The sequence below is a fragment of the Pseudomonas sp. VI4.1 genome, assembly GCF_002029345.1.
Lineage (GTDB): Bacteria > Pseudomonadota > Gammaproteobacteria > Pseudomonadales > Pseudomonadaceae > Aquipseudomonas.
Map to the genome: position 1 here is coordinate 1 of NZ_MULM01000155.1, position 12655 is coordinate 12655.

8 protein-coding genes and 1 pseudogene are annotated in these 12655 nt (G+C 58.5%); all 9 read right to left on the reverse strand.

The window, feature by feature from the left end; genetic code table 11:
* Positions 1–104: 104 nt before the first annotated feature.
* The 9 genes and pseudogenes from fleR to BZ163_RS16080 all read right to left on the reverse strand — a co-directional run bounded on the left by fleR (position 105) and on the right by BZ163_RS16080 (position 12648).
* Positions 105–1492 (reverse strand): annotated as a pseudogene (gene fleR / locus BZ163_RS16035) (sigma-54-dependent response regulator transcription factor FleR).
* Positions 1493–1497: 5 nt separating this feature from the next.
* On the reverse strand, positions 1498–2721 hold the full coding sequence (locus BZ163_RS16040; RefSeq protein ID WP_128871726.1) for a PAS domain-containing sensor histidine kinase: 1224 nt from the start codon (positions 2719–2721) through the stop codon (positions 1498–1500).
* Between the two features lie 406 nt (positions 2722–3127).
* Positions 3128–4603 carry a sigma-54 dependent transcriptional regulator gene (locus tag BZ163_RS16045; protein WP_128871727.1) on the reverse strand — a complete coding sequence of 492 codons (1476 nt, stop codon included), beginning with the start codon at positions 4601–4603 and terminating at the stop codon, positions 3128–3130.
* Positions 4604–4773: 170 nt separating this feature from the next.
* Positions 4774–5070, reverse strand: coding sequence for a flagellar protein FliT (gene fliT, locus BZ163_RS16050; RefSeq protein WP_128871728.1), 297 nt, complete (start codon positions 5068–5070; stop codon positions 4774–4776).
* 15 nt (positions 5071–5085) lie between these two features.
* The gene (gene fliS, locus BZ163_RS16055) at positions 5086–5484 is read right to left on the reverse strand and encodes a flagellar export chaperone FliS (RefSeq protein ID WP_128871729.1); all 399 of its coding nucleotides are present in this window, start codon (positions 5482–5484) and stop codon (positions 5086–5088) included.
* A 96-nt stretch (positions 5485–5580) separates the two neighbouring features.
* Positions 5581–6942: a flagellar filament capping protein FliD gene (gene fliD / locus BZ163_RS16060; protein WP_128871730.1), complete on the reverse strand. Its 1362-nt coding sequence runs from the start codon at positions 6940–6942 to the stop codon at positions 5581–5583.
* Positions 6943–7095: 153 nt separating this feature from the next.
* On the reverse strand, positions 7096–9423 hold the full coding sequence (locus BZ163_RS16065) for a flagellin (RefSeq protein ID WP_128871731.1): 2328 nt from the start codon (positions 9421–9423) through the stop codon (positions 7096–7098).
* A 241-nt stretch (positions 9424–9664) separates the two neighbouring features.
* On the reverse strand, positions 9665–10591 hold the full coding sequence (locus BZ163_RS16070; RefSeq protein WP_128871732.1) for a ketoacyl-ACP synthase III: 927 nt from the start codon (positions 10589–10591) through the stop codon (positions 9665–9667).
* 455 nt (positions 10592–11046) lie between these two features.
* Entirely contained in the window at positions 11047–12648 is a 1602-nt protein-coding gene (locus BZ163_RS16080) for a flagellar hook-associated protein 3 (RefSeq protein WP_128871733.1), read from the reverse strand.
* Between the last annotated feature and the right edge of the window lie 7 nt (positions 12649–12655).

The following is a 12655-nucleotide window of genomic DNA, read 5'->3' on the forward strand; positions in this document are numbered from 1 at the left end:
CCAGCGAAGACGGTCTATCCGGCCAATACATGTATCGCCTGACACACCGCCTTCGCTGGCAAGCCAGCTCCTACAGGGGTCGTGTTGCGGCGGGATGGGGTGGATCAGGTGGCGAACAGGCAGGCTTCGACGTCCATCCCGGCATCACGCATCTGCGCCAGCTTGTAACGCAAGGTGCGCGGACTGATGCCCAGGCGTTCGGCGGCTTCCTTGCGTCGGCCACGCTCGGCACGCAAGGTATCGATGATCATCTGGAACTCACGACGCCGCAGATCATCGCCCAAGGCCCCGGTAGAATCCGCTTCGACCTCCACCGCGCGCACCGTAGCCGGCGCCAGGGCCGGCAACGGCGCACAGGCCACCGGCCCCGTCAGGCAAAAATCCTGAGGCTGAATCAACCCGCCCTGCTGCAGAATCAGCGCGCGCTGAATCGCATTATCCAGCTCACGCACATTGCCGGGCCATGGATACCCGATCAGACACGCCTGCGCCTCGGGCGATAAACGTGCCGCGGCATGGGGTTCATCTTGTGCACGTGCTTGGCCAGCAAACGCTCGGCCAGCGGCAGGATATCCGCGGTGCGCTCGCGCAACGGACGCCAGGCCAGCGGAAACACCGACAGCCGATAATACAGGTCCTCACGAAACCGCCCCGCCGCCACTTCAGCGGCCAGGTCACGGTTGGTGGTGGCGACCACGCGAATATCCAGAATGATCGGCTTGCGCGCCCCCACCCGCTCCACCTCCCGCTCTTGCAACACCCGCAACAGCTTGGCCTGCAGGCCCAGGGGCATTTCGGAAATTTCGTCAAGCAGGATGGTCCCGCCGTCCGCCTGCTCGAACTTGCCGGCCTGCGCCGCGATGGCACCGGTGAACGAACCCTTCTCGTGACCGAACAGCGTGGCCTCAAGCATGTTGTCGGGAATGGCTGCGCAATTGATCGCAATAAACGGCTGACTGGCGCGCCGGGAGTGCTGGTGGATGTAGCGCGCCAGCACTTCCTTGCCGGTCCCGGACTCCCCGGAGATCAGCACCGTGGAGTCACTGCGCGCGACCCGCGCGGCCAATTCCAGCAACTGTGCACTGGCCGGCTCGAACGCGATCGGCCCCTCGCCTTCGCTCGCGCCGAGACTGCCAAGCGCATGCCGCGCCACCAGATCGAGCAAGGTTTTGGGTTCGAACGGCTTGACCAGGTAATCCGCCGCGCCCTGACGCATCGCATCGACCGCCCGCTCCACCGCGCCGTGGGCCGTCATCAGCAACACCGGCAATTGCGGCTGGCGCGCCCGCAGCAAGCCGAGCAGTTGATGGCCATCCATGCCCGGCATGTTGACGTCGCTGAGCACCAGATTGAACGCCTCGACGCTGACGGCAGCCAGCGCCTCCTCCGCCGAACCCACCGCGGTGTAAGCGTGACCGCCGAGCAACAGCGTATCCGCCAAGGCTTCGCGCAAGGCGCGGTCGTCCTCGACCAGCAACACCTTGATCGCCATGTTGTTCATTGCCCCCCCTGAACGCGGGGCTTGTCCGCCGAAAAAAGCGGCAGGCTCACCAGCGCGCAGGTGCCACGACCCAGCCGCGAGCGCAGCTGCAATTCGCCCTGATGGGCCCGCGCCACCGCCTTGACCACGGTCAGGCCGAGGCCGGTGCCGGTGGCCTTGGTGGTGAAAAACGGCTCGCCCAGACGGGCCAGCACCTGGCTGTCGATGCCACTGCCGCTGTCACTGACCGCGACGCGCAAGCTGTTGTCGCGGCGATACAGATGGACCTTCAAACGCACGTCACCGGCACTGGCCTGAATCGCGTTTTCGATCAGGTTGAGGATGGCGCCGACCAGGGTGTCGCGATTGCACAGCAGCTCGCCCGAATGGCTGTCGCACTGCCAGCGGATCGGCAACCCCTGCACCTGGGTCAGCGCCGCCGCCTGCAGCGACTGCAAGAGCATTTTCGGGGTGATGCGATCGGTCAGCGGCAGCTCGCCGCGGGCGAACACCAGCATGTCGCGCACCTGATGCTCCAGCTCGTGCAAACGCTCCTTGAGGCGCCCGGCAAACCGTTGCTGGGTCTCGACCGGCAGCGTTTGCTCCGTCAAATGACTGGCATAGAGCAAGGCCGCGGACAACGGCGTGCGAATCTGATGGGCCAGCGAGGCGACCATGCGCCCCAGGGACGACAGCCGTTCGTGGCGCGCCAGTTGATCCTGCAGGTGCCGGGTTTCAGTCAGGTCGTTGAGCAACACCAACTGCCCCGGTTCGGCATCCAGCGAGCGCGTGGCGATCGACAGGCGCCGGCCATCCTTCAGGGAGATTTCATGGCCATCGTCCTCCCGGGGCGCGAAGCAGCGGGCAATGACCTGCCGCCACAGCTCGCCTTCGAGGGGCAACCCCAGCAACTCACAGGCCGCGGGATTGGCTTCGCGCACGATGCCCTGGGCATCGATGACGATGACGCCGCCGGGCAACAGATCGAGGAGGTTTTGCAGGCGGTTGGCCAGGCGTTCTTTTTCCGCCAGTTCCTGCATGCGCTGGGCGCTGACCACTTCCAGCTCACCCTTGAGCTCGGTGACCCGGGCTTCGAGCATGCTGTAGGAGTCAGTCAATTGACTCGACATCTGGTTGAACAGCGCAAACGACTGCTCAAGGCCCAGCCGGCTGGCCTGCTCTACGGACGACGGGGCCCCCGAAGCGTCAGGGACAGGAGACAACTGGGCGGCTTGGGGCATCGTGTGCTCACTCGCTTGGGCTGACCGTCAGTTAAACGGAAGGTTGCGAGAGCTATAGCAATACCCGTGCCTGAAAACAGTTAAGGAAACTGTAGGAGCTGGCTTGTCCGATCGCCGCACCGCTGCGAAGGCGGCGTGTCAGGCGATACATAAACCGGCTGCTGCATCGCGCACGTGTAGGAGCTGGCTTGCCAGCGAAAGCGGTCTATCAGCCAATACATGTGTTGACGCCTTCGCTGGCAAGCCAGTCCTACAGTTGATTTTCAGCGAACATAAAATCGCTAAACAACACCAATCCCCTGTAGGAGCCGGCTTGCCGGCGAAGGCGTCATCACCGCCGCCACAAGACTATCGGCCGCCTTCGCTGGCAAGCCAGCTCCTACAGGGGGGGGGGGTAGAACAGGCGTCAATCCTCCGCCTGTTCATCACCCTCACGCCGGCTCATGCCGTACTTGCGCATCTTCTCCACCAGGGTGGTGCGACGAATACGCAGGCGTTCCGCGGCGCGCGCGACGATGCCATTGGCATCATCCAGCGCCTGCTGAATCAGCCCCTGCTCCAGACCACCCAGGTAGTCCTTCAGGTCCAGGCCTTCCGGCGGCAGCAGTGCGTTGGCGCTGAAGTCCGGGGTATGGCCGTTGATGGCCACCCGCTCTTCGAGATCACTGCGCAGGCTGTCGACCAGTTGCTCGTCTTCATCATCGACATAGCGGAATTTCTTCGGCAACTCGACCACGCCGATCACCCCGTAGGGATGCATGATCGCCATGCGCTCCACCAGGTTGGCCAGCTCACGGACGTTGCCCGGCCAGCCGTGACGGCACAGCGACATGATCGCCGCGGAGTTGAAACGGATCGAACCGCGCTTCTCGTGCTCCATGCGCGAGATCAGCTCGTTCATCAGCAGCGGGATGTCTTCGACACGCTCGCGCAACGGCGCCATTTCAATCGGGAACACGTTCAGGCGGTAATACAGGTCTTCACGGAACGAGCCGATCTCGATCATGCTTTCGAGATTCTTGTGGGTCGCCGCAATGATGCGCACATCGACGCTCTGGGTCTTGTTGCTGCCCACGCGCTCGAAGGTGCGCTCCTGCAACACGCGCAACAGCTTGACCTGCATCGGCAGCGGCATGTCGCCGATTTCATCGAGGAACAGGGTGCCGCCGTTGGCCAGCTCAAAGCGCCCGGCCCGGCTGGTGATCGCCCCGGTAAAGGCGCCCTTCTCATGCCCGAACAGTTCGCTTTCCAGCAACTCTGCCGGAATCGCCCCGCAATTGACCGGCACGAACGGCGCGTCACGCCGCTTGGAGTGGTAGTGCAGATTGCGCGCGACCACTTCCTTGCCGGTGCCGGACTCACCGAGAATCAACACGCTGGCATCGGTGTCGGCGACTTGCTGCATCATCTGCCGCACGTGCTGAATCGCCCGGCTGGTGCCGACCAGACTGCGGAAAAGATTGGGTTCACGATGCCGACCGCGCTCGCGCGCCTGGTCATACATCTCGCGATAGACCTGGGCACGGTGCAACGAGTCGAGCAATTTGCTGTAGCTGGGGGGCATTTCCAGGGTCGACAGCACGCGGCGACGCATGTCTTCCGGCAAGTCTGCGGAAGAATTATCGCCCATCAACAACACCGGAAGGAACTCATCCCAGGTCGAGAGTGTCTTTAACAGGGCCAGAAGTGCGCCAGGCGCACTGACCGTGCCAATGAGGACACAGATTACTTCACGACTTGACGACAACGAGCCGACCGCCTGCTGCCAGTCATGGCTGCCGCAGGGTAAATTTTCTTCGCCAAGAAAATTCAAAATCACCGCCAGATCCCGGCGGCGAACGCTATCGTCATCGATCAGCAGAATTTTGGTTTCACGCCACATGCAATAGCTACTTCCCTAGTCAACCCGGTGCCCGAAATCAGTGGGCAAGCCAGACGCACGCAGACAGAAAAGCCTGTACACGCCTGAAATCTGGAAACAGCCACTAGTTAAGTCAAAAAACCGTGAACAGTCAAATTTATGGCGCAGTACAATTTGGACTAGTCGGTTTTTCAACCGAACAGATGGTAAACCTTTGCCGCGTTCTTCGCTTGGGTCATCTGGGACATTTCGTCGACTATCGATTGGCGCTCGCCCATCGTCACCGTCAATAAATCCTTGTAGACGGCCAGCAGGCTTTCCAGATTGGTCCGCACCGCCGCCTCGTCGATGGGCGCTTCGGTGAGCACCTCGTCGACGCATGCACGACACGCCATATCCAGTTCACCAATCGCATCCCAATTACGCTCGGCCAGCGCATCGATCAGGGCTTCGCGGGTTTGTTCAATCCGTTGCAGTGCTTGACTCATGGCGTCATCCTCGAACTAGCCGACTTGTTGATCCGCAATTGCATCCCAGCCGCTTTTGACCGTGATCAGCAGGCGGGCCACTTCGTCGATGATCTCTGGGTCGTTTTGCGCATTGGCCAGGGTCAAACGCACAGTCATGTACTCGTACAGGCTGTCCAGCTGCTGCAAGGCAGCCTTGTCTTCAGTCTTTTCTTCATCCAGGCCCTGACGCAGGCCGGTGATGATGTCGATAGCCTTGGTAATCAACAGTGCCTTCTGCGCGAGATCACCACGACTGATCGCACCTTTGGCCTGCGCCATGCGATCCAGACCGCCTTCCATCAGCAATTGAATCAGGCGATGGGGGCTGGCTTCAGAGATCTGAGCGTGAGAATTAACCTTCTGATACTGACGAAGGGCGCGCATCGGGTTCATGTTTCTACCTCATTACAGATGACAGGCAAAATGACTGGGACATGCTCTCTATGTCGACGGTGGCACGAAAAACTTTAGCCACGAGATCGAGCCAAATCAGTCATCTTTAGGGTTATTCAAAGAGTTGAGCGTGGTCATGATGCTGGAGCTGCTGGCATTCATCTGCGCGATCAAGGTGTCCATCGCCGTGTATTTGGCGCTCAGGGTGCTTTTCAAGGATTCCATACGGCGATCCAGGTCGCCTTGCTGAGTGGTCAGGTCGGTCAGTTTGGCGTTCAAGTCCGAGGCACGCGATGCCAGCAGGCCCGAGGTGCCAACGTAGGCAGCCGTGGCTTTGGTCATGCGCGCCACCAGACCCGTGTCACCGGTAAACACCTTGGAAATCTCAAGCGCACCGTTAGGTGTCGCCACCGCGGCGTCCCATTTTTTGTCATCCAGGGTCAGCAACCCGGTCTTCTGATCGGTGCTGATGCCCATTTGCGACAAGTTGCCGATGCTCGACCCTGTGGTGTTTTGCAGCAGTTCGTTGCGAATACCGTTGACCAACTGGCGCATGGAAGCATCGCCGGTCAGCGCGCCCGAGGTGGTCGTCGCCGCATCACCCGTCGCCGTGACTTTGGTCTGGGTGTTGATCGAGGTCAGCAGCGCGTTGTACGCCGTCACAAACGACTGCACCGAGGTTTTCAGGGTGCCGGTGTTGGAGGCCACGGTGATGGTCGAGGGCTTGGTGTCGATCAGCTCAAGGCTCACGCCACTGATGGCCGACGTGACTTTGTTGCTCGACGATTCCATGGCGATGCCATCGATGGTGTATTCGGCGTTAACCGGCGGTTTACCGGCGCTATACCCGGTCGACAACTCAGAGTTACCGCTGATGGTAATGTCGGTGCCCTTGCCCGTGGTCTGCGAGCTGATCACCAGGCGTGAACCATTGGCGTCGGTCAGGACGTTGGCACTGATGCCTTTGGTTTGCAGCTGCGTGTTGATCGCGTCACGGGTCTGCTGCATGGTCGCACCCGCCGGGATAGAAACGTTGTAGTCGTTATCGGACTGCGAGATGGTCAGGGTCGTGGACTGCGTACCCGCGTTAACCACCGCCGAAGCACCGCCCTCAAACACCTTGCTGGTCACTTTTGAAGCGGTCGCCAATTGAGTGACATCCAGCGCATAGGTACCGCTGGAGGCCTTGTCATCAATCGTGACCTTGGAAATTTTCTCGTCAGACGACGAAGCGGCCAAACCGTTGAAGCTGGACACGCTATTGAGCTTGGCAATCGCCGTACGATAGCTTTCGAGCGCGGCTTTCACCGTACCCACCGCCGACAACTGAGTCGTGGTACTGGTTTGCAGCTTGGTGATCTGGCTTTGCTTGGGTGCTTTTTCAGCATTCACCAAGGCAGTCACAATCCCGACGGTATCGAAACCTGAACCGACACCCGTAATGGTTGAACTGGCCATCTGTATTCTCCTTAGCCGGTGGCTGCTGCTTTATTGGCGAGCAAGGCCGATGCGGCAGACAGCATCACAATCCGTGCCACCTTCAAACGCTGAAAGCTGAAAAAACAAAAGGGCACGTAAACGCGCCCTTCTGTTCTTAACCAAGCGCTGAAATTACTGAAGCAGTTTCATTACAGCGGATGGCAGTTGGTTAGCCTGGGACAGGATCGCAGTGGATGCCTGTTGCAGGGTTTGCTGCTTGGTCAGCTCTGCGGCTTCGGAAGCGAAGTCAGTATCCTGAACGCGACCCAGTGCAGCGGTGGAGTTCTCGGTGATGCTTTGCAGGTTGGCCACGGTGCTGGTCAAACGGTTTTGTACGGCACCCAGAGCGGAGCGTTGGGTGTCGATCTGCTGGATCGCGTCAGCCAGAGCCTGAACGGTACGCTGGGAGTCAGCGGCAGTCAGAATGCTCAGGTCGGAAACGGTGGTTTCTACGGTGGTTGCAGCAGTTTTGCCAGTACTGCCAGTTGCCGGGGTCAGACCCAAAGCCTCTAAACCTGTACCCGCGCTACCGTCCTTGATGGTGATGTCCTTGTTAGAGAACAGTTTCAAAGTGCCGTCAGTATTTTTGCTGGCTGTCACACCGGTGCTGGCGCTGTTGATCGACGATACGATGGAATCGGCGGTGTCACCCTTCTTGAACTTGACTTCAACGCCGTTCAATTCGATCGAAGTATCAGCAGTCAGCTTGGCCTGAGAAGTACCTGCCGACAGGCCCAACTTAGCCAGCGAGCCGCCGTCAATATTGGCCAACTTTACGTCGTTACCGTCTTTTGAAGTCAGCGCGATACGCCCTTCAGCATTAATGGAAGCAGACCCGATTCCTTCAATCGCTTTCATTTTCACCAATACTTGATCAACACTCTCTGCTGCAGTCCAGGCAACAGCCTTACCATTAATGGAGATAGAACCGTCCCCTCCCATTAAAGAGGAGCCATTTTTTGGAGTACCTACAGCCGGAAGGTTAGCAAGACCTGCTTTTGCAGCATCAGCACCACCAACAACAATAGCTGCTGAAGAAGTAAGCGTCATGACGCCAGTAGTGTCGTTAAATGCGGCTGTTACACTCGAGTCTGCAGCAGTGATCGCCGCCGCAAGCGCGGTACCTTTCATACCCGCTGTCACAGCAACTTTATTGCCGTTAATGGTGATTTCGTCTGCCGCAGTCAGGGTAGAGGCGGTACCACCGGTGGTTAGCGTAGAAACAGCAGTGCCTGTAGCAGTGGCGGTAGTGGCAAAGCCCGTTTTAGCAGCGTCAGCCCCCCCTACGGTGATAGCTGCTGCCGAAGTCAGCGTCATGACGCCAGTGGTATCGTTAAATGCGGCTGTTACACTCGAGTCTGCAGCAGTGATCGCCGCAGCAAGCGCGGTACCTTTCATACCCGATGTCACAGCAACTTTATTACCGTTAATGGTAATTTCGTCTGCTGCAGTCAGGGTAGAGGCAGTACCACCGGTCGTTAGCGTAGAAACAGCAGTGCCTGTACCAGTAGCTGTCGTCGTCGTCGTAGCAGTGGAGGTGGTAGCGGTAAGGCCCGCTTTAGCTACGTCAGCACCACTTACAACGATATCTGCCGCCGAAGTCAGCGTCATGACTCCGGTAGTATCATCAAAGTTTGCCGTAACAGTCGAGTCTGCTGTTTCAATCGCGGCAGCAAGAGCAGTGCCGGTCATATCGGCCGTCAGGGTTACGGCAAAACCGTTTATTTTAATGTCATCAGCTACTAGTATCCCGGAAGGTCCACCGGCAGTCGTTAGAGCAGAAACAGCTGAACCAGTGGCTGTAGCGCTAGGAGCAGATGTGACAGGTTGTGTGGTGTTTGTCGGTTGTGTGGTAGTGGTTGTCGCAGAATTTGTCAGCACAGACCCCACAGAAGTGGCCGACAGGTTTTTCATCGCCGCCCCACCCACAGAGGCTTCAGTGAAAGAACCCTTCAAACCCGTAGCGCTGATATCGTTCATGCCAAACGAGATAGTCTGGTTGGCATCGGAACCAATCTGGAACGCCTGGTTCTGGAACGAGCCGTCCAGCAGGTTGCGACCACCGAAGGTGGTGGTTTGGGCGATACGGGTCAGTTCACCGGTTTTCGCCGTAAATTCTGCCTGCAGTGCGGAACGGTCAGCGTCGCTTTTATCGCTGTTCGCGGACTGCAGGGCCAGTTCACGCAGACGTTGCAGAATGTTGGTCGACTCTTGCATCGCGCCTTCAGCGGTCTGTGCAATTGAAGTACCGTTGTTGGCGTTGGCGATCGCCACGCTCATGCCTTTAACCTGGGAGGTCAGACGGTTGGCGATCTGCATGCCAGCAGCATCGTCTTTGGCGCTGTTGATTTTCAGGCCGGAAGACAGACGGGTCATCGAGGTGCTCAGATTATCGCCGGCTTTGTTCAGGTTCTTTTGGACGGTCAGGGAGGTGAGGTTGGTATTTACTGACATGGACATTGCGAAATCCTCATTGGATGAATACTGCGGCTTCCGGCCCTGGCAACCGCCGGGTGTGGCCTAGAGAACCTTCGTAATGGTTATCGTCGTGAATGCAATTTGCTTGAGGGCTTTTTTCGAATTATTTACTAGCACCGTGCCACTTGTTTAGATTCAAGGGCTTACATCACCCTGCCCCAAACGCAAAAAACGCCCATGACCTTTCGGTCATGAGCGTTTCGTTGCAGCCGTTATACGCGGATCAAGGGCGGTGGATAATCGCCGAGCCCCAGGACAGGCCCACGCCAAATCCACTGATCGCCACACGCTTCCAGCTGGAATCAAACATGTGCTTTTCCAGCAGCAGCGGAATGCTCGAAGACACGGTGTTGCCAGTCTCGACCATGTCCTTGATGAACTTCTCCGGCTCGTTTTCAAAACGCCGCGCCACGGCGTCGACAATCGCCGCGCTGCCCTGGTGAATGCAGAACGCATCAACGTCCTGGGAGGTCAGCCCCGACTCATTGAGCAACTCATGCAAATGCGCCGGCACCTTGAGCAGGGCAAAGTTGAACACCTGCCGCCCGTTCATATAGAACACCCCGTCGGTTACCTTCAGGTGCGGCGCGCCGGAGCCGTCGGTGCCGAACTTGGCCTTGCCCAGCTGCCAGGTCGCGTCGTCACCCATCCAGGTGGCGGTGGCGGCGTCGCCGAACAGCATGGTGGTGTTGCGGTCTTCCGGGTCGACGATTTTCGAATACGGGTCGGCGGTGATCAGCAGGCCGTTCTTCAGGCCTGTGGCTTCCATGAAGCCCTTGATGGCGTAGATGCCGTAGACGTAGCCGGAGCAGCCCAGGGAGATATCGAAGGCCGCGACGTTGGTCGACAGGCCCAGCTTGTCCTGGACGATGGCGGAGGTGTGGGGCAGGCCTTCTTCGTCGCCGTTCTGGGTGACGACGATGAGCACGTCGATGGCTTGACGATCGAGTTGCGGATTATTCGCAAACAAGGCATTGGCCGCCTCGACGCAGAGGTCGGAGGTTTCCTGCCCGGCGTCCTTGCGCGGCAGGAAGGCCGAACCGATTTTCCCGAGGATGAACTCTTCATCCTTCTCGAATTTCGCGCCCTGAGCATAATTATCCAGCCCACTCGCTGGCACGTAGCTGGCAATGCTTTTTATGCCAATCATTGTGGCTTCCCAATACTAAATAGCTGGAGATCACCGCTCGCAGACCGAGAGGTACTGAAAATACTGGATTTCACCGAGTGAAAAAATACGGTGCAGACGCCTCAGGCAGCCTGAAAACACGTCCGACAAGGGTCAGCCCCCTGCCCATCCTTTCTGACACAATACAGTGAAGATGCTCATTATGACTCGCAGGTCACGCATTTTGCGTGCCTTGTGCCAAACATCCAGGCACAAACAAGCGATCAGCCGCCAACCGGGCGATAAAAAACCAGCGACGAAGGGAATAAGGGCCAGCGAGATAACGCCGTTGTAGGAGCGAGCTTGCTCGCGATGGTCGTTAACGATAACGCGTTTATTCCGGATAAACGCGTCGCCTTTGAGACCATCGCGAGCAAGCTTGCTCCTACAGAAGCGGGAAGCGGCCCCGCAAGAGCGGGCCGGCCATCGAGCAAGGATCAAAGCTTGTTGAACAGGCTCAGCTGGGCGATTTTCACGAACGCCAGTTGCGATGCCTGCAACAGTGATTGCTGGAAGGCCAGTTCGATGGACGCCGTGGCGACATCCGTATCACCGATAGCCGCCTGGGTGCTGGTGTTGCTCAAGCCCTGGCTGACGTTCTCGGCGCTCTGGATGTCGATGGCGTTCAAGCGCGCACCTATCGACCCTCGAACGTTATCGACCCGCTCACTGGCATTGGACAGATTGCCGATCGACGCATTTATCGTGTCTTTCAGCTTGATCTGTGCCTGAACGTTGCCATCGGAGGGTGTTTCCAGCGCCTGGCGCAACTGGCTCAAGGTGTCCAATGCACTTTGCGTCTGGTGGTTGCTGGCCCCCACCACAAACTGATCCTGCGCTTGCGGGTCCCCGGTGAAATCAAACTTCACCCCCGCGAACGTGATCGAGCCGGCAGTCAGGCCACCCTCGCCGATCGGCTTGCTGTCTGCCCCCATTGGCTGGGCATAGACTTTGTAGTTGGTGGCATCGGTGAACTTGATGACCACACCGCTGTTGGGAAATCCTTTGACGTAGTCGTCGCGTGCTTGTGCTTCGTCCAGAACGCCGGACTTGGTGATCTGAGCGGTCGAATCGTTGCTCGGTGTCCGTGATGCGTTGAAGCTGTCAGGCTTGCTGCCCAGGGAGAACGTGTAATCCTTGACCTCTTCGTCAGGGGTCATTGGCAGGTTGGTCGCAGGATCCACAGGCGCCTTGAGGCGCAAGGTGATGTCGAACTCCACACCCCGCAGGCTGATGGTCGAGCCACCTTCTTTTTTCGCATCGAATATGCCGTTCCCCGAGACTTCGGACGTCACATCCTTACCTGTCTTGTCCGCGATGGTGTAATGCGTGCTGTCCACAAACTTCAGTTCGTAGGGCTCTCCAGCAGCAAAACTATTGGTATAAGCCGCGTTCGATTTCATCAAGCCGGCGGACACCGAAACGGTACCGTCATTAGGCTTGGACGGATCAGCAATCGCCTGGGTGCGCCCCGAGTTGGTCGCCGACTCGAGGATGTTTTTACCGGTATCGCTGGTGGCAATGGACAGCGTGTCCGACACCTGCAGGTTCAACTGGGTGTCATCACCCTGATAGGCGTAAGTGCCGTCGTTGTTGCGCACATAAGGCGGCGTCGAGGACTTCGAGCCGGAGAACATGTAGTTGCCGGACGCGTCCTTGCTGTTGAGCAAGCCCAACACCTGCGCTTCAATCTCGCCGATCTCGCCGGCAATGGTTTTTCGATCGGCATCGCTGTAGCCACCGTTACCCGCCTGGAGCGCCAATTCGCGCGCTCGCTGCAGCGCGGTGTTGACGCTATCCAGCACGCTTTCCTGGGAGGCCAGCGAACTCTTGATGCTGCCCATGTTGCTGCTGTACTGCCCCAACATCGCCTTCTGCTGTTGCAACATCAGCAACTGCGACGCGCCCACAGGGTCATCGCCGGCACTTTGAATGCGCACGCCCGAGGTGATCTGCTCCTGGGTCTTGACGATCGAAGAGAAGTTATTCTGGTACTTGGCCGCACTCGTCTCAAAGTACTGGGCTGTAGAAATTCGCATCGTCGAA

Coding starts and splice junctions, on each gene's coding strand:
- BZ163_RS16040 (WP_128871726.1), bottom strand. CDS start 2,721: ATGCCCCAAGCCGCCCAGTTGTCTCCTGTCCCTGACGCTTCGGGGGCC.
- BZ163_RS16045 (WP_128871727.1), bottom strand. CDS start 4,603: ATGTGGCGTGAAACCAAAATTCTGCTGATCGATGACGATAGCGTTCGC.
- fliT (WP_128871728.1), bottom strand. CDS start 5,070: ATGAGTCAAGCACTGCAACGGATTGAACAAACCCGCGAAGCCCTGATC.
- fliS (WP_128871729.1), bottom strand. CDS start 5,484: ATGAACCCGATGCGCGCCCTTCGTCAGTATCAGAAGGTTAATTCTCAC.
- fliD (WP_128871730.1), bottom strand. CDS start 6,942: ATGGCCAGTTCAACCATTACGGGTGTCGGTTCAGGTTTCGATACCGTC.
- BZ163_RS16065 (WP_128871731.1), bottom strand. CDS start 9,423: ATGTCCATGTCAGTAAATACCAACCTCACCTCCCTGACCGTCCAAAAG.
- BZ163_RS16070 (WP_128871732.1), bottom strand. CDS start 10,591: ATGATTGGCATAAAAAGCATTGCCAGCTACGTGCCAGCGAGTGGGCTG.
- BZ163_RS16080 (WP_128871733.1), bottom strand. CDS start 12,648: ATGCGAATTTCTACAGCCCAGTACTTTGAGACGAGTGCGGCCAAGTAC.